We start from the raw sequence: 17818 nt of genomic DNA on the forward strand, positions 1-17818 counted from the left end.
TTGGATAATGGCGGTTTCGACTGTGGCCTCCGGACGGTCCTCATGACCGCGCCGGCAGCGCACCGGCATGTCCCCCAAGGGCGACCGCAAGGGCGGTGCCAGCGTCGCGGGAAGGCATGCGCGATGCCCGTGGCGACCGTCCGCAAGGCCCCGTGTCATCGGGCCCTGGCAAACGGTTTGCGGAGTGTAAATGCACAAAAGGTGCACGCCGCCATACCACGGGGTAAAGTATGTAACCTTTTGTTAAGCCATTTTGAGCGAAAGCGATAGTCGCTAAGATACCGCCATGGAAAATACCAGCCACAAGATTCTCGTCGTGGATGACGACCCGCGCCTGCGCGACCTGCTGCGCCGCTATCTCGGCGAGCAGGGCTTCACGGTACTCGTGGCGGAAAACGCCACGGCCATGAACAAGCTCTGGCTGCGCGAGCGTTTCGACCTGCTGGTGCTGGACCTGATGATGCCCGGCGAAGACGGGCTGTCCATCTGCCGCCGCCTGCGCGGGGCCAACGACCAGACCCCGATCATCATGCTCACCGCCAAGGGCGAGGACGTGGACCGCATCGTCGGCCTGGAAATGGGCGCCGACGATTACCTGCCCAAGCCTTTCAACCCGCGCGAGCTGATCGCGCGCATCCACGCGGTGCTGCGCCGCAAGGGGCCGGCCGAAGTGCCGGGCGCCCCGTCCGAGACGCCCGAGACGTTCGCGTTCGGCGATTTCGTGCTGAACCTGGCCACCCGCACGCTGACCAAGAACGACGAGGAAATCACGCTCACCACGGGCGAATTCTCGGTGCTCAAGGTCTTCGCCCGCCATCCGCGCCAGCCGCTGTCGCGCGAAAAGCTGATGGAAATGGCGCGCGGCCGCGAGTACGAGGTGTTCGACCGCAGCCTGGACGTGCAGATCTCGCGCCTGCGCAAGCTGATCGAACCCGATCCGAGCAACCCGCGTTTCATCCAGACGGTCTGGGGCCTCGGCTACGTCTTCATCCCCGATGGCGTGAAGTAATTCCGGTCGCACAGGCAGCATCGTGGCGACCGCCCTCGGCCGTACCGCAACGCGGTTCTTTGGTTCGCTGTTCTGGCGAACCTTCATGCTGATCGCCCTTCTGCTGGCGATCTCGCTGGGTATCTGGTTCCAGAGCTACCGGCTCTTCGAACGCGCGCCGCGCGCCCAGCAGATCGCCATGCAGGTGGTCAGCGTGGTCAAGCTCACCCGCGCCGCCCTGCTTTACTCGGACCCTGCCCGGCGCCGGTTCCTGCTGCTCGACCTCGTGCAGAACGAGGGCATCAAGGTCTATCCGCGCGAAAAGGACGACGACTTCGCCGCGCCCAAGGCCAACCCGTTCCTGACCCAGCTTGTGCAGCAGGAAATTCGCGGCCGGCTGGGCGAGGACACGGTGCTGGCCACCACGGTCAACGACATTCCCGGCGTCTGGGTCAGCTTCGAGATCGAGGGCGACGACTACTGGGTGGCCATCAGCCCCGAGCGCTTCGAGCGCGTGCCGGGCATCCAGTGGCTCTGGTGGAGTATCGCCGCGCTGCTGCTGTCGATCATCGGGGCCGCCTTCATCACGGCCCGCGTCAACTACCCGCTCAAGCGGCTGGCCAACGCCGCACGGCTGATCGGCTCGGGCGGCGAGGCCCCGCCGCTGCGCGAACAGGGCGCCAGCGAGGTGGCCCAGGCCAACCGCAGCTTCAACCAGATGGTGCGCGACCTGCGCCAGCTCGACGACGACCGCGTGGTCATGCTGGCCGGCATCTCGCACGACCTGCGCACGCCGCTGACCCGGCTGCGGCTGGAAACCGAGATGTCCCCGGTGGACAACACCACGCGCGACGCGATGATCGCCGACATCGAGCAGATGGACGCCATCATCGGCCAGTTCCTGAACTACGCCCGGCCCGGCCAGGAGGTGGTGGAGCCGGTGGACCTGTCCACGCTGGTCCAGGAATCGGTCGGCGTCTATGCCGCGCATGACGACGTGCGCGTACACGTGCGCTCCGACGGCCCGGTCATGGCCGTGGCCAACCGCATGGAAATCCAGCGCATCCTCGACAACCTCGTGGAAAACGCGCGCCGCTATGCCAAGGACGAGGAAACCGGCATGGCCGACGTGGAGATTTCCACGCGCGTGGAGGACAAGGAGGCCGTGCTGATCGTGGCCGACAACGGCCCCGGCGTGCCCAACGAGCAGCTGTCGCTGCTGACCCGGCCGTTCTACCGGCTAGACACCGCGCGCAGCGAGGCCAAGGGCGCCGGGCTGGGCATGTCGATCGTCAACCGCATCCTGCAACGCAACGGCGGCCGGCTGGTGCTGGCCAACCGCCCCGCGCCCCGCACGGGCCTGGTCGTCAGCGCGCGCTTCCGGCGCGCCTGAGCGCCAGGTTGCGCCGCCGCACCACCGGTTGCGCGTTGACAGGTTTTCTTCAGCATTTGATAGGCAACTGAAAGGTCGCTGACAGGCGAATGACAGCGTCATTGCGCACACTTCACGCCATCGACAGGCCGATGCATACCACGGCATCCAATGTCATGGCGCGCCTGCCGCAACCCTGATCCGCCATGGCTCACAACGATCGACAACATGCCGCCGGGTCCACCGGCGGCTGACCGAGAGACAGCCATGTCCAGCACCCCCACCTCCCAGCACGGTTTCCGGACCGTGTTCCGCGTTGTCAGCGGCAATTTCCTCGAAATGTACGACTTCATGGTCTACGGCTTCTATGCCGCGGCCATCGCCCGTACGTTCTTCCCGTCCGGCAACGAGTTCGCGTCGCTGATGCTGTCGCTGGCCACGTTCGGCGCCGGCTTTCTGATGCGGCCGCTGGGCGCGATCGTGCTGGGCGCCTATATCGACCACCACGGCCGCCGCAAGGGGCTGATCGTCACGCTGGTGCTGATGGCGCTGGGCACGCTGCTGATCGCGCTGGTGCCCGGCTACGCCACCATCGGCGTGGCCGCGCCGCTGCTGGTGCTGCTGGGACGCCTGCTGCAGGGCTTCTCGGCCGGCGTGGAGCTGGGCGGCGTGTCGGTCTATCTGGCCGAGATCGCCAGGCCGGGCCAGAAAGGCTTCTACGTGGCGTGGCAGTCGGCCAGCCAGCAGGTGGCCGTGATCTTCGCGGGCCTGCTGGGCGTGGTGCTGCATGCCACGCTGGCGCCGGCGCAGATGGACGACTGGGGCTGGCGCGTGCCGTTCCTGATCGGCTGCCTGATCGTGCCGTTCCTGTTCATCATCCGGCGCTCGCTGGAGGAAACCGAGGCGTTCCGCGCGCGCAAGCACCGGCCGTCGGTGCAGGCGATCTACCGGTCGATGCTCGATAACTGGCGCATCATCGTCGCCGGCTGCCTGCTCGTGGTCATGACCACGGTGTCGTTCTACATGATCACGGCCTATACGCCGACGTTCGGCAAGACCGTGCTCAAGCTGGACGACGTGGACAACCTGATCGTCACGATCTGCGTGGGCCTGTCGAACTTCATCTGGCTGCCGCTGATGGGCGCGCTGTCCGACCGCGTGGGCCGCAAGCCGCTGCTGGTGGTCTTCACCGTCGCCACGCTGGTGACAGCGTATCCGGCCGTGTCGTGGCTGGTGGCCGCGCCGTCGTTCCAGCGCCTGCTGATGGTGGAACTGTGGCTGTCGTTCCTGTACGCCAGCTACAACGGCGCGATGGTCGTGACGCTGGCCGAGGTCATGCCGCCGGCCGTGCGCACCGCCGGCTTCTCGCTGGCGTACAGCCTGGCCACGGCGCTCTTCGGCGGCTTCACGCCGGCCATCTCGACCTACCTGATCCACAGCACCGGCAACAAGGCCGCGCCGGGCCTCTGGCTGATGTTTGCCGCCGCCTGCGGGCTGGTGGCCACGCTGGTGATCTTCCGCGCCCGGCGCGAACAGGCGGCGCTGCATCCGGCCTGAAGATGCGCGCCGCCTTCATGCGGCTGACACGTTCGCGTGGCACACGTAGCGGTTGGTGCCGCAGGCTTGCCCGGCGGGTGCATGGCATACTTGCGGCTGTCCATTTGTGCAGCGTTCCGGACGCCGCCTATCGGGCCGGTTAAGAAAACCAATTGGCCTTGGCGCGCGGCGGCACGCATACTCACAGCTTTCGTGCAAATGCGATGGACTTCCCGGCGGCAATGGGAACCACATCGCGCAGTGCAACGCCTCAATCTGTTCAACCGTATCAGGAGAAGTCAATGAAGACCGTTGGTGACAAGCTCGAAGCCTTCAGCATCGTTGGTGTCAAGCCGGGTTTCAACAACCACGAAGAGAATGGCCAGTCGGCTTTCGAAGACATCACCGAAAAGTCGTTCGAGGGCAAGTGGAAGATCATCTACTTCTACCCGAAGGACTTCACGTTCGTGTGCCCGACCGAAATCGTGGCATTCGCCAAGCTGAACAACGACTTCGCCGACCGCGACGCCATCGTGCTGGGCGGCTCGACCGACAACGAATTCGTGAAGCTGGCATGGCGCCGTGAACACAAGGACCTGAACAAGCTGAACCAGTGGCAGTTCGCCGACGTGACCGGCTCGCTGGTGGACCAGCTTGGCGTGCGTGACAAGGCCGCCGGCGTGGCCCTGCGCGCCACCTTCGTCGTCGACCCGGACAACGTGATCCAGCACGTGTCGGTGAACAACCTGAACGTCGGCCGCAGCCCGGACGAAGTGCTGCGTATCCTGGACGGTCTGCAAACGGACGAACTGTGCCCGTGCAACCGCGCCGTCGGCGGCGCCACGCTGTAATTGGCACTGCCTGCCGGCCCCATCAGGTGCCCGGTACGTCGCATGGAGGGGCCCGCGGCCCTTCCATGCCGAAACCCGCTATGTGCGGGTTTTTTGAGCCCTCGTCGATAGGAGAAATAAATGGAATTCCTCAGCACGATTAAGAATCTGGTTCCCGACTACGCCAAGGACATCCGCCTGAACGTGGATGGCACGATTGCCCGCTCGACGCTGGAAGGCAACGACGCGGTCGGTGTGGCGCTGGCGGCGGCGTTCGCGGCCAAGAGCAAGGTGATCGTCGACGTGATCCGCAATGCCAACGTGCTGTCGCCCGAGGAAGTGACGGCCGCGCAGACGGCCGCCGCGCTGATGGGCATGAACAACCTCTGGTACCCGTACGTCGAGATGGCCGAGGACCCGGACCTGGCCAGCCAGCCGGCCGGCCTGCGCATGAACGCCTACGCCACCCACGGCGGCGTGGACAAGCGCCGCTTCGAGATGTACGCGCTGGCCGCGTCGATCATCGGCAAGTGCCATTTCTGCGTGAAGTCGCACTACCAGCTGCTCAAGAACGAGCAGGGCATGAGCGCCCAGCAACTGCGCGACGTGGGCCGCATTGCCGCCGTGATCGGCGCGGCAGCCAACGTCATCGCCGCCGAATAAGCGGCTTCGCGGCCCAACGGGCCGCAAGTACCGCGCGGCACGCCGCAAGGCGGGCAAGGCCGGTGGACGCCTGGGAGCGTCCGCCGGCCTTTTTCCTGTCTCGGTCAATTGGTGTTGTCCGACACGCGAACCAGCGGAACGACCCGGTGCATTTGTGGATGGCGCGGCCTACAATCGACGCAAGGTCACGAACTTCGCTGTCGCCATGAGCACCTTGCCTTCCCCGAACTCGCCGCGTTTCAGGTTCCGGCTGGCCGCGGTACACGACTGGGGCGATATCGCCGCGGTCACCCAGCAGGCCTACGGGCAGTATGAACTGGAGATCATGGAGGATTGCCGGGCGTCGTTCCAGCGCGGCATGCAGTCCGTGCTGGCCGCCAAGGACAATCCCGACATGGAATGGTGGGTCGCCGAGACCGACCACGGTATCAGCGGCGCCGTGCTGTTCTGCCATCCAGGCGCCACGCTGCCCGCCCTCGACGATTCCACGATCACGCTGACGCAGCCCGAGGCCCGGCTGCTGTCGGTCAGCCCGCAGGCGCGCGGCCTGGGGCTGGGCAAGCGGCTGATGCAGATCTGCATCCAGCGTGCCCGCGATATCGGCGCCCAGACGCTGGTCTGCCGCGCGATGCCCGAGATGGACTCCGCCATCAAGCTCTGCGAGCAGATGGGCTTCCAGAAACGCACCGAAGCGGGCTCGCGCCACGGCGCCATGGCGCGGCTGATCGACTACGTCTACCCGATCACGGCCGAGGCGCCCGCCGCGCCGTCGCCGGCCGCCCCCTGATCTGCCGGGCGGCCGCCGGCCGTCAGTCCTGCGCGTCTTCCGGCCGGCGGTAGATCAGCACCGCCGCCTGGGCGACGATCCCCTCTTCCTTGCCTTCGAACCCCAGCTTCTCGTTGGTCTTGGCCTTGACGTTGCAGCGCGTGACGGGCAACCCCAGGTCCTCGGCCAGGTTTGCCACCATGCCGCCGATGTGCGGCGCGAGCTTGGGCTTCTGCGCGATGACGGTGGCATCGACATTGCCGATCTCGAACCCGGCCTCGCGCACGCGCCGCGCGGCCTCGCGCAGCAGCACGCGGCTGTCGGCGCCCTTGAACTCGGCGGCGGTGTCCGGAAAGTGGCGGCCGATGTCGCCCAGCGCGGCGGCGCCGAACAGCGCGTCGGTCACGGCGTGCAGCAGCGCGTCGGCGTCCGAGTGGCCCAGCAGGCCGCGGTCATGGGGAATGTCCACGCCCCCGAGGATCAGCTTGCGCCCCGGCACCAGGGCGTGCACGTCATAGCCCTGCCCTACGCGAATATCGAACGGATTCAAAACGACTCCTTGCAAAAATGGTTCGGGACCGGCTCAGGCGGCCGGATGCCCGGTGCGCAGCAGCACGTCGGCCAGCGCGAAGTCTTCCGGATACGTCACCTTGAAGTTGCGCAGCGAGCCGTTGACCAGGCGCGGATGCAGGCCCAGCCGCTCGATGGCGCTGGCCTCGTCGGTGACCACGGCGCCAGCGGCCATGGCGTCTTCCAGCGCATGGCGCAGCACGCCGATGCGGAACATCTGGGGCGTCTGCGCCTGCCACAGGCCGTCGCGCGGCACGGTGCCGCCAATGCGCGCGGTGGCGTCGGCGCGCTTGAGCGTGTCGGGCACCGGCACCGCCAGGATGCCGCCGATCGGCTCGCTGGCCGTGTCGTCTGACTCCACGGCCCGCACCAGCGTGTCGATCATCGCCGTGGTCAGGCCGGGGCGCGCGGCATCGTGGACCAGCACCCAGTCGGTGTCCCGGGCGCCCAGCGTGCCCAGGTGATGCAGGCCGGCCAGCACCGAGGCGTGGCGCGAATCGCCGCCGACGAACGCGGTATCGAACCGCAGGCCGGCAAACGCCTCGGCGCCAAAGCGCGACGCCAGCGGCATGTCGTCGGGCGCCAGCACCAGCGCCGTGGCGCTGATGGCCTCGCTGGCCGAGAATGCGGCCAGCGCATACCAGAGCATCGGCCGGCCCGCCACGGTCTGGTACTGCTTCTGCACGGCGCCACCGGCACGGCTGCCGGTTCCGGCACAGGGAATCAGGGCGAATCGACGATCGGACACGTTTATGGGGCCTGGGGAAAAAGTGAGCCGGCCAGCGGGCCGGCCGGTGCGCATTCTATAATACGGCCCTCGCCCGCCGCCATGGCTGGCATGATCGACCGCCCTGCCCGCTGAGCGCCCCGCGCCCCTGCCGGCGGGGTGTCGTCGTTTTTGCGTTTACTGCTGCCAATGCCTGACACCGTTACCGCATTTCCCTTCGCCGCCCTGCCCCTGGTCAAGCCCGGCCTGCGCCATGCCGTGAGCGGCCTGACCGGGTCCGCCGACGCGCTCGTGGTGGCCGCCTACGCCCGCCAGCATCGCGGCACCGTGCCGATGGTGGCCGTGGTCTGCGCCAATGCCATGGACGCGCAGCGGCTGGCCGAGGAAATCCCGTGGTTCGCGCCGGAATTGCGCGTGCGGCTGTTGCCCGACTGGGAAACGCTGCCCTACGACAGCTTCTCGCCGCACCAGGACCTCGTCTCCGAGCGCCTGGCCACGCTGCACGACATCCAGACCGGCCAGTGCGACGTGATGATCGTGCCGGCGTCCACGGCGCTCTACCGGCTGGCCCCGCCGTCGTTCCTGGCGGCCTACACGTTCTTCTTCAAGCAGGGCGAGCGGCTGGACGAGGCCGCGCTCAAGGCGCAGTTCACGCTGGCCGGCTACGAGCACGTGAGCGCCGTGATGCGTCCCGGCGAATACAGCGTGCGCGGCGGGCTGATCGACCTGTATCCGATGGGGTCGGCGTTGCCGTACCGGATCGACCTGTTCGGCGACGAGATCGAGACCATCCGCGCGTTCGATCCCGATTCCCAGCGCAGCCTTTACCCGGTCAAGGAAGTCCGGCTGCTGCCGGGCCGCGAGTTTCCGCTGGACGAGCCCGCGCGCACCGCCTTCCGGGGCCGCTGGCGCGAGGTGTTCGAGGGCGATCCGACCAAGTCGCCGATCTACAAGGACATCGGCAACGGCGTGCCGTCGGCCGGCATCGAGTACTACCTGCCGCTGTTCTTTGAAGAAAGCGCCACGCTGTTCGACTACCTGCCGGCCGGCACGCAGCTGGCGTTCGCGGGCCAGGTGAACGACGCCATCCGCCGCTTCTGGGCCGATACCACCCAGCGCTACACCTTCATGCGGCACGACCGCGAGCGGCCGCTGCTGCCGCCGGCCGAGCTGTTCCTGTCCGAGGAGCAGTTCTTCGTCGGCGCCAAGCCGCTGGCCCGGCTGGTGCTGCAGCGCGAGCCGTCGCCGGCCGACCAGCCGTCGCTCGCGGCCAGCCTGCCCGACGTCTCGGTCAACCGCCGCGCCGAGGACCCGCTGGTCAACCTGGAAGCACTGCTGCTGAACAAGGCCACGCGCGTGCTGATGTGCGCCGACTCCGCCGGCCGGCGCGAGACGCTGATGCAGCTGTTTGCCGAAAGCGGGCTGCGGCCGATGGTGGTGGACGATTTCGCGGCGTTCCTGGCCGGCGATGCACATTTCTCGATCGCCGTGGCGCCGCTGCAGACCGGCTTCGCGCTGCCCGGCGCCCAGTTGGCCTTCGTCACCGAGAACGAGCTGTACGCCGGCACCGCGCGCCGCGCCGGCCGCCGCAAGCAGGAGCAGGCCAGCACCGTCGACGCGATGGTGCGCGACCTGGCCGAGCTGAAGATTGGCGACCCCGTGGTGCACAGCGAGCACGGCATCGGCCGCTACCAGGGCCTGGTCACGCTGGACATGGGCCAGGGCGACGAGGAATTCCTGCACCTGGACTACGACAAGGGCAGCAAGCTCTACGTGCCGGTGCACCAGTTGCACGTGATCTCACGCTATTCGGGCGCCGATCCGGACACCGCGCCGCTGCACTCGCTGGGCACCGGCCAGTGGGACAAGGCCAAGCGCCGCGCCGCGCAGCAGATCCGCGACACGGCGGCCGAACTGCTGAACCTGTACGCCCGCCGCGCGCTGCGCCAGGGCTTTGCGTTCCCGCTGCAGCCCAAGGACTACGAGACCTTTGCCGAAAGCTTCGGCTTCGAGGAAACCCCCGACCAGGCGGCCGCCATCTCGGCCGTCATCGCCGACATGACGTCGGGCAAGCCGATGGACCGGCTGGTCTGCGGCGACGTGGGCTTCGGCAAGACCGAGGTGGCGCTGCGCGCCGCGTTCGTGGCCGTGCTGGGCGGCAAGCAGGTGGCCATGCTGGCGCCCACCACGCTGCTGGCCGAGCAGCATTTCCAGACCCTGTCCGACCGCTTTGCCGAATGGCCGGTGCGCATCGTCGAACTGTCGCGGTTCAAGACCAGGAAGGAAGTAGACGCGGCGATCAAGCAGATCAACGAGGGCACGGTGGACATCGTCATCGGCACGCACAAGCTGCTGTCCGACGAGGTGAAGTTCCAGCGGCTGGGCCTGGTCATCATCGACGAGGAACACCGCTTTGGCGTGCGCCAGAAGGAAGCGCTCAAGACGCTGCGCGCCGAGGTGGACGTGCTGACGCTGACCGCCACGCCGATCCCGCGCACGCTGGGCATGGCGCTGGAAGGGCTGCGCGACTTCTCGGTCATCGCCACGGCGCCGCAGAAGCGGCTGGCGATCAAGACGTTCGTGCGCCGCGAGGAAGACGGCGTGATCCGCGAGGCCATCCTGCGCGAGCTCAAGCGCGGCGGGCAGGTCTACTTCCTGCACAACGAGGTGGAGACGATCGAGAACAAGCGGGCCCGGCTGGCCGAACTGGTGCCCGAGGCGCGCATCGCCGTGGCGCACGGCCAGATGCACGAGCGCGAGTTGGAGCGCGTGATGCGCGACTTCGTGGCCCGCCGCGACAACATCCTGCTGTGCACGACCATCATCGAAACCGGCATCGACGTGCCCACCGCCAACACGATCCTGATCCACCGCGCCGACCGCTTCGGCCTGGCGCAGCTTCACCAGTTGCGCGGCCGCGTGGGCCGCAGCCACCACCAGGCCTACGCCTACCTGCTGGTGCATGACGTGGACGGGCTGACCAAGCAGGCGCAGCGCCGGCTGGAGGCCATCCAGCAGATGGAGGAACTGGGCTCGGGCTTCTACCTGGCGATGCACGACCTGGAGATCCGCGGCGCTGGCGAGGTGCTGGGCGACAAGCAGTCGGGCGAGATTCAGGAGATCGGCTTCCAGCTCTACACCGACATGCTCAACGCTGCCGTGAAATCGCTCAAGGCCGGCAAGGAGCCGGACCTGATGGCGCCGCTGGCGGCCACCACCGAGATCAACCTGGGCACGCCGGCGCTGCTGCCGAACGACTACTGCGCCGACGTGCACGAGCGGCTGTCGCTCTACAAGCGGCTGGCCAACTGCGAGACGGCCGACCGCGTGGACGACATCCAGGAAGAGCTGATCGACCGCTTCGGCAAGCTGCCGCCGCAGGCCCAGGCGCTGATCGAGACGCACCGGCTGCGCATTGCCGCCGCGCCGCTGGGCGTGCGCAAGATCGACGCCGGCGAGGCCACGGTCAGCGTGCAGTTCGTGCCGAACCCGCCGATCGATGCCATCCGGATCATCGACCTCGTGCAGAAGAACAAGCACATCAAGCTGGCCGGACAGGACAAGCTGCGCATCGAGGCCAAGATGCCCGACGTGGGCGCCCGCGCGCAGACCATCAAGCACACGCTGCGCCAACTGGCCTGACCGGGCCAGCCGGTGTAGCATCACACCCTTGACACATCAACGTTTTCGACCGCCCATGCAAGCCGCCGCCCCCCGCACCGCCGACCACGAAGCCCCGCAGCGCGGCAGCGCGCTGGACTGGACCCAGCGCCTGGTGTCGTTCGACACCACGTCGCGCCACTCGAACCTGGGCCTGATCGAAGCGGTGCGCGACCACTTCCTGGCCAAGGGCCTGCGCCCGCACTTGAGCTACAACCCGGCCGGCGACAAGGCCAACCTGTTCGTCACGGTGCCGGCCGCCAACGGCGCCACCGACGGCGGCATCGTGCTGTCCGGCCACACCGACGTGGTGCCCGTGGACGGCCAGAACTGGACCACCGACCCGTTCAAGCCCGTGATCCGCGACGGCCGGCTGTACGGCCGCGGCACCTGCGACATGAAGGGCTTCATCGGCACCAGCCTGGCGCTGCTGCCGACCATCCTGGACGCAAGGCTGCGCGAGCCGGTGCACTACGCGCTGTCGTTCGACGAGGAAATCGGCTGCATGGGCGCGCCGTACCTGCTGACCGAACTGCGCGACCGCGGCGTGACGCCGGCCGGCTGCATCGTCGGCGAGCCGACCAGCATGCGCGTGATCGTGGCGCACAAGGGCATCAACGCCTACCGCTGCTGCGTGAAGGGCCAGGCGGCCCACTCGTCGCTGACGCCCAAGGGCGTCAACGCCATCGAGTACGCGGCGCGGCTGATCTGCTACATCCGCGACATCGCCGACGAGTTCAAGGCCAACGGCCCGTACGACCAGGCGTTCGACGTGCCGTTCACGACCGCGTCCACCGGCACGATCCACGGCGGCATCGCGCTGAACACGATCCCGGCCGAGTGCGAGTTCGTGTTCGAGTTCCGCAACCTGCCCGGCGTGGACCCCGAGGCCATCCTGGCGCGGATCCAGCAGTACGTGAACGACGTGCTGGTGCCGAAGATGCGCGCCGAGCACGTGGATGCCGGCATGGCGATCAGCAAGATCGCGGCGGCGCCGTCGCTGGACGCGGCCGAGTCCGACGCCATCACGCAACTGGTGCGCGCGCTGACCGCCGACCGCGAGACCAACAAGGTGGCCTACGGCACCGAGGCCGGGCTGTTCCAGCGCGCCGGCATCCCGGCCGTGGTCTGCGGCCCGGGCGACATCCAGCAGGCCCACAAGCCCGACGAATTCGTCGCGCTGGACCAGCTGGCCGCGTGCGAAGCGTTCCTGCACAAGGTCGTGGACAGCCTGCGCGTGGCCTGATCGGCCAGCCGGCCCCCGCCCGCGCGGGAGCCGGCCGCCGCGCAGTACAATACCGCCCTCCCGGCCGCCCCGCGCGACCGCCCGTATCCGTTTCCTGCCGTCATGCCCCTGATTCTCCAGAGCCTGTCCCCGCTGTCCGCCGCTGACCTCGATGCCGTGCGCAAGGTGGCCAACGCTTCCGCCTTCGCCCCGCGCAGCGACACCGTGGCCGCCGCCGAGGACTGCGATCCGCTGACCCCGGCCCTGCGCGACGCGCTGGACGCCGTGTGCGGCGCACGCGGCATCGACTGGGCCGTGGTGCCGGCCGGCCGCAAGCTGTCGGACTTCCGGCTTGTGGCGATGGACATGGATTCGACGCTGATCACGATCGAATGCATCGACGAGATTGCCGATTTCTGCGGGCTCAAGGCCGAGGTGTCGGCCATCACCGAGGCCGCCATGCGCGGCGAGATCACCGATTTCAACGAAAGCCTGCGCCGCCGCGTGGCGCTGCTCAAGGACCTGGACGCCAGCGTGCTGGACCGCGTCTACGCCGAGCGCCTGCGCCTGTCGCCGGGCGCCGAGCAGATGCTGGAGGCCGTGCAGGCGCTGGGGCTGAAGACGCTGCTGGTGTCGGGCGGCTTTGTCCACTTCACCGACCAGCTCAAGCCCCGGCTCAAGCTCGATTTCACGCGCGCCAACACGCTGGAAATCGTCGACGGCAAGCTGACCGGCAACGTGGTGGGCGAAATCGTCAATGCCGATGTCAAGGCCCGCACCGTGCGCGAGGTGTGCGCGCAGATCGGTGCCGATCCGTCGCAGGCCATCGTCATGGGCGACGGCTCGAACGACCTCAAGATGATGGCCGTGGCGGGGCTGTCGGTGGCCTTCCGCGCCAAACCCGTGGTGCGGGCGCAGGCCAGCGTCGCGTTCAACCACGTGGGGCTGGACGGCCTGCTGAACCTGTTCCCCCGCTGAGCGGCGTACCGGCCACGCGGCCGGCTCCCCTGTTCCGCCGCTGACGTCCGTCGGCGGCACCTTCACTACCCCAGCCGTCCGGCACCTGCTGCGCGCACAGTTCGATGCGCCTGTCACATTACATTTCCGTCATTGGCATTTCGGTCACATCCGCACGGCACTGCAACATAAGGCCTTGATTTCCTTGTGAAATCAAATGCGAATCATTATTATTAGTCCTTTCCCGCCTGACCGATCCCCACCGGGTTGCCCGACGCATGCAAGCGTTTGCCGTACTTCTATCCCTGGCCGCCGCGGCGTGCCTCTATCTTTCCGCCCCTAACCAGGTGCTTTGCGTGGACGCCAGCAACGACGGCCGCGCCCCGCTGCCACCGCGCCTGCTGTTCTGGCTCGGCGTCGCGCTGGCCGTGGCCGGCACATGGGTCATGAGCGTGCCCGAGGGCTGGCCCGTGGCCATCGCCGCCACGCTGGTGACGCTGACCTGCAGCCTGTCCGCCTGGCCGTTCATCGGCACCTGGATCCACCACAAGCGCTACGACGACATGCCGGGCGAAGGGAGCGCATCATGATCGGCACCAAATGGCTCGCCGGCGCGCTGCTGGGCCTGCCGCTGGCCATCGCGCTCTGCACGCTCGGCATTCTCTGGCTGCCGAGCGGCTGGGAAGGCGGCGTCGTGCTCGCCATCATGCTCAGTTTCGTCCTGTGGGTGGCCATCATCAGCCTGAGCCTGCTGTGCCAGACCAGCCGCGCCGCGTGGCTCTGGCTGATCGGCGGCAACCTGGTCTGCTACGGCATCCTCTGGGCGGTCCGCCTCATGCATGCAATGCCCCCCGCGTCGACGGGCCTGGGCCATTGAGGAAATGCTCATGAAACCCAATACCCTGCGCGTCTTCAATACGCTCCATACCTGGGTCGGCCTGATGGCCGGCTGGGCGCTGTTCATCGCGTTCTTCGCGGGCGCCATCACCGTGTTCCACCACGAGCTGCACGTGTGGCAGAACCCGGACCGGCTGGAAGGCCGGCACGCCACCGAGGTCCACGTCGAGGGGCCCGCCATCGACGCCTTCGTGCAGAAGCTGATCGCCGTCCACCCGGACGCCGCCAACAGCGTCTACGTTGGCCTGCCGAGCAAGGAAGAGCCGGACTTCAACGCCTACTGGCAGGACAAGACCGGCGAGTGGCACACGATGAGCGGCGAGCGGCTGGGCGGCGACAAGGCGGCCCAGAACGACACGTCGCTGGACCACGTGACCGGCGAGCTGTCGGCCTTCCTGAACGCCCTGCACTACTCGCTGGGCCTGGGGCTGAACGGCATGTACTTCATGGGCGTGATCTCGGTGCTGTACGGGCTGGCGCTGGTGTCGGGCGTGATCCTGCACCTGCCGCGCCTGAAAAAGGACCTGTTCTCGGTCCGCCCGGGCCGCAACCTCAAGCGGTTCTGGATGGACACCCACAACGTGCTGGGCCTGTTCAGCCTGCCGTTCCACCTGATCTTCGCGGTGACGGGCGCGTTCTTCTGCCTGTCGCTGGTCATGGTGATGGTGTTCAACATGCTGACGTTCGACGGCAAGCTGTTCGAGGTGGTGCCGCGCGTGACCAGCGCCACGCCCGAGGTGTCGGCGTCGGGCCGGCCCTCGCCGACGATGTCGTCGGCCCAGTTGCTGGCCATCGCACGCGAGCACGGCGGCGAACGCTTTACCCCGAGCGCGATCCGCTTCCAGCGCTATGGCGACGCCAACGCCGTGGCGGAAGTGCGAGGCGACAGCGTGCGGGCGCTGGGCAACGGTGGCTCGGTCGGCATCCATGCCGCCGCCAACGAGCCGAACGCCGGCCAGTTGATCGCCAACCAGACGGCCGGCGCGCGCGACACGAACCACATGGTGTACAGCGCCATGTTCGCGCTGCACTACGGCACCTATGGCGACTTGGCCGTGCGGCTGGTGTACCTGATCGCCGGGCTGGCGGGGGCGTTCCTGTTCTACTCGGGCAACCTGCTGTGGATCGAGACGCGGCGCAAGTCGCGCCAGGCCGAGCAGCCGCGCGTGCACAAGCTGCTGGCGCAGGCCACGGTCGGCGTCTGCATCGGCACCTGTATCGGCGTGGCGCTGTGCTTCCCGGCCGCGCTGCTGTGGCCGGAGCGTGCCGTCAGCTACGTGTTCTGGCCGGCATTCGGGCTGTCCCTGGCCTGGGCGCTGATCCGTCCGCCGATCCGGGCGGCCGTGGAGCTGCTCTACGTGGCGGCGCTGGCGACGCTGGCCGTGCCGGTGTCCAACTGGGTGCTGACCGGCGACCACCTGTTCGCCGCGGCGCTCAACGGCCGTTGGGTGATTGCCGGGTTCGACATTGGCGGCCTGGCGCTGGCGGTGGGCTACGTCGCGCTGGCCCGTGCCACGCAGCGCCGCGCGCAGAACGGTCCGGCCGAGTCGGTCTGGGCCATCCGCAGCGCGACGCCCGAGGCGGCGCCGCAGGCCACGATGCGCAAGGCCGACGCCTCCTGATTTCGGACAGTCCATGCAAAAGCCCCGCATTCGCGGGGCTTTTTTGTTGGCCGGATGGCGTGGGGCGGAGGTTCAGCGGAGCTGGGTCTCCATCGCCTGCTTCAGGTCGCCGATCAGGTCGCGGGTGTCCTCCAGGCCGATATACAGCCGCACCAGTTCGCCGGCGTTCTCCCAGCCGGCGGGCGGCCACGTGCCGGCCGGGCGCATCGTATCGACGTGGTACGGCACCGCCAGGCTGTGCGCCCCGCCCCATGACCAGCCGATGGCAAACAGCTTCAGCGCCTCGACAAAGGCGTCCACCTGCTCGCGCGAGTACCGGTCGTGCAGGATGATCGAAAACAGGCCGCCACCGCCCGTGAAGTCGCGCGTCCACTCGGCATGGCCGGGGCAGTCGGGCAGCGCCGGGTGCAGCACCCGCGTGACTTCGGGCCGCTGCTTCAGCCATTCCGCCACTTCGCGCGCCGCGCGGTCATGGGCAGCCAGCCGCACGGGCATGCTCGCCAGCCCGCGCAGCACCAGGAAGCAATCGTCGGCCGAGACGCCCCAGCCCATGATCATGCGCGTGCGCTTGAGCCGGTCGTGGACCTTGTCGTCGCGCGTGATCACGGCGCCCATCAGCACGTCGCTGCCGCCCGACTGGTACTTGGTCAGCGCCTGCACCGAGATGTCGATGCCCTTGTCGAACGGCTTGAAGTAGACGCCGGCCGACCAGGTGTTGTCGATGGCGGTCAGCACGCCGCGCGCGCGGGCGGCGGCCACGATGGCGTCGCAGTCCGGCACCTCCATCGTCACGGAGCCGGGCGCCTCCATCCAGATCAGCCGCGTATTGGGCTGGATCAGCGCCTCGATGCCCGCGCCGATGGACGGGTGGTAGTAGCGCACCGTCACGCCATACTCACGCGCCAGCCATTCGCCGTGATCGCGGTTGGGGCCGTAGACGTTGTCCGGCACCAGCACGTCGTCGCCCGACCGCAGCAGCGCGAAGTAGACCAGCGAGATCGCCCCCATGCCCGACGGCAGCAGCAGCGTGTGGCGGCCGCCTTCGATCTGGGCCAGTTGCTGGCACAGCGCCTCGCTGGTGGGGGTGGCGTGCAGGCCGTAGCGCCAATAGGTCTTGCTGGCATCGCCATAGGCGCGCAGCTCGGCCAGGTTGCGGAACACGATGGTGGAACCGCGATACGTGGGCGTGGAGAACGAGGCAAAGCCCGGCGCGATGTCGAGATCGGGCTGGACGGCGGTGGTCTGGATAAAGCGCGGCGGGTGGTTGGACGAGTCGGAAGCGGACACGGCGTGGTTCCCTGGAGAAGACGGATCGAACGTCCGAGCTTACCAGCAAATGCCGCGCCCGCCACGCGGCCGGGCGCCGCTGCCGGGCGGAGAACCTAGCGGGGCTTGGTCGTCGTGATCGACGACTTGGGCGGCGGTGGCGCGTAGGTGACGCCGCTGCTGGGCGTCATGTCGAATGGCGGGATCACCAGGTAGCCGCCGAACGGCCGGATCAGGAACGGCAGGACGATGGCCGGGTTGTAGGCGTCGGTCCAGGTGCCGCGCACCGCGCCGTTCCGGTCGATCTGGCCTTCCCAGTTGCCGGAGACCCGCGTGCCGTCGTCGGACTCCTCCATCAGGAAGGTGCCGTTGTCCCATTCGCCGGACAGCAGCCGCACGCCCTTGCCGTCGCCAATCGAGTACTCGCCCTGCAGGCTGTCCCGGGTGTCGGTCTTGGGCGCGATGCGCATCTTGACCGGTTTGTCGCCAACCGTGCCGACGTAGACCGGGTACTGCGAATATTCCTGCCGGGGTGCCAGCATCCGCGCCGGCCCCGTCGACAGGCTTGTCCCGCGCCTGGCCTCGCCGGACTTGATGGCATCGTTGATGCCGAAGCCGCCCTGCCCGCCCGTCGACAACGACTCCGGCCCGGCGGCCAGCGCTGCGGCGGGCAGCGCCAGCATTCCGGCCAGGATCGACAGGCAAAACGTGCGGGGCAGGACAGGACGGGACAAGGGCG

The 17818-nt window shown here is 68.1% G+C and carries 16 protein-coding genes; 12 read left to right on the top strand and 4 right to left on the bottom strand.

The window, feature by feature from the left end; all coding sequences use genetic code 11:
- Window positions 1-286: 286 nt before the first annotated feature.
- From ompR to EHF44_RS15190, 6 genes are all read left to right on the top strand, one after another.
- Window positions 287-1009: an osmolarity response regulator transcription factor OmpR gene (ompR, locus tag EHF44_RS15165; RefSeq protein WP_010810107.1), complete on the top strand. Its 723-nt coding sequence runs from the start codon at window positions 287-289 to the stop codon at window positions 1007-1009.
- A 22-nt stretch (window positions 1010-1031) separates the two neighbouring features.
- Entirely contained in the window at window positions 1032-2381 is a 1350-nt protein-coding gene (locus EHF44_RS15170) for an ATP-binding protein (protein ID WP_124684419.1), read from the top strand.
- Between the two features lie 246 nt (window positions 2382-2627).
- Entirely contained in the window at window positions 2628-3917 is a 1290-nt protein-coding gene (locus tag EHF44_RS15175) for an MFS transporter (RefSeq protein WP_124684420.1), read from the top strand.
- A gap of 281 nt (window positions 3918-4198) precedes the next feature.
- The gene (locus EHF44_RS15180; protein WP_124684421.1) at window positions 4199-4747 is read left to right on the top strand and encodes a peroxiredoxin; all 549 of its coding nucleotides are present in this window, start codon (window positions 4199-4201) and stop codon (window positions 4745-4747) included.
- A 120-nt stretch (window positions 4748-4867) separates the two neighbouring features.
- Complete coding sequence (locus EHF44_RS15185; RefSeq protein ID WP_124684422.1) at window positions 4868-5389, top strand: carboxymuconolactone decarboxylase family protein; 522 nt, start codon at window positions 4868-4870, stop codon at window positions 5387-5389.
- Between the two features lie 205 nt (window positions 5390-5594).
- Window positions 5595-6176 carry a GNAT family N-acetyltransferase gene (locus tag EHF44_RS15190; protein ID WP_124684423.1) on the top strand — a complete coding sequence of 194 codons (582 nt, stop codon included), beginning with the start codon at window positions 5595-5597 and terminating at the stop codon, window positions 6174-6176.
- A gap of 22 nt (window positions 6177-6198) precedes the next feature.
- On the opposite strand, the gene ispF is transcribed toward EHF44_RS15190, so the two are convergent.
- Window positions 6199-6705: a 2-C-methyl-D-erythritol 2,4-cyclodiphosphate synthase gene (gene ispF / locus EHF44_RS15195; RefSeq protein WP_124684424.1), complete on the bottom strand. Its 507-nt coding sequence runs from the start codon at window positions 6703-6705 to the stop codon at window positions 6199-6201.
- 33 nt (window positions 6706-6738) lie between these two features.
- Window positions 6739-7527: a 2-C-methyl-D-erythritol 4-phosphate cytidylyltransferase gene (ispD, locus tag EHF44_RS15200; protein ID WP_124684425.1), complete on the bottom strand. Its 789-nt coding sequence runs from the start codon at window positions 7525-7527 to the stop codon at window positions 6739-6741.
- Between the two features lie 114 nt (window positions 7528-7641).
- Between ispD and mfd the strand changes: the two genes are divergently transcribed.
- The 6 genes from mfd to EHF44_RS15230 all read left to right on the top strand — a co-directional run bounded on the left by mfd (window position 7642) and on the right by EHF44_RS15230 (window position 15813).
- Window positions 7642-11094 carry a transcription-repair coupling factor gene (gene mfd, locus EHF44_RS15205; RefSeq protein WP_124684426.1) on the top strand — a complete coding sequence of 1151 codons (3453 nt, stop codon included), beginning with the start codon at window positions 7642-7644 and terminating at the stop codon, window positions 11092-11094.
- 55 nt (window positions 11095-11149) lie between these two features.
- A complete protein-coding gene (gene argE, locus EHF44_RS15210; protein ID WP_124684427.1) occupies window positions 11150-12358 on the top strand; it encodes an acetylornithine deacetylase in 1209 nt (402 codons plus the stop codon).
- 102 nt (window positions 12359-12460) lie between these two features.
- Window positions 12461-13315, top strand: coding sequence for a phosphoserine phosphatase SerB (gene serB / locus EHF44_RS15215; protein WP_124684428.1), 855 nt, complete (start codon window positions 12461-12463; stop codon window positions 13313-13315).
- Between the two features lie 335 nt (window positions 13316-13650).
- Window positions 13651-13884: a hypothetical protein gene (locus EHF44_RS15220; RefSeq protein ID WP_253699871.1), complete on the top strand. Its 234-nt coding sequence runs from the start codon at window positions 13651-13653 to the stop codon at window positions 13882-13884.
- The gene (locus tag EHF44_RS15225; protein ID WP_124684430.1) at window positions 13881-14171 is read left to right on the top strand and encodes a hypothetical protein; all 291 of its coding nucleotides are present in this window, start codon (window positions 13881-13883) and stop codon (window positions 14169-14171) included. The genes EHF44_RS15220 and EHF44_RS15225 overlap by 4 nt, the downstream gene beginning before the upstream one ends.
- Window positions 14172-14181: 10 nt before the next feature.
- Window positions 14182-15813, top strand: a complete 1632-nt coding sequence (locus tag EHF44_RS15230; RefSeq protein ID WP_124684431.1) for a PepSY-associated TM helix domain-containing protein — start codon at window positions 14182-14184, stop codon at window positions 15811-15813.
- Between the two features lie 72 nt (window positions 15814-15885).
- Here EHF44_RS15230 and EHF44_RS15235 read toward each other — a convergent pair whose 3' ends face one another.
- Window positions 15886-17100 (bottom strand): cystathionine beta-lyase, encoded by a 1215-nt coding sequence (locus tag EHF44_RS15235; RefSeq protein WP_124684432.1) that lies wholly within the window; start codon window positions 17098-17100, stop codon window positions 15886-15888.
- A 95-nt stretch (window positions 17101-17195) separates the two neighbouring features.
- Window positions 17196-17762 carry a hypothetical protein gene (locus EHF44_RS15240; RefSeq protein WP_124685124.1) on the bottom strand — a complete coding sequence of 189 codons (567 nt, stop codon included), beginning with the start codon at window positions 17760-17762 and terminating at the stop codon, window positions 17196-17198.
- Window positions 17763-17818 lie beyond the last annotated feature (56 nt).

The organism is Cupriavidus pauculus (assembly GCF_003854935.1).
Taxonomy (GTDB): domain Bacteria; phylum Pseudomonadota; class Gammaproteobacteria; order Burkholderiales; family Burkholderiaceae; genus Cupriavidus; species Cupriavidus pauculus_C.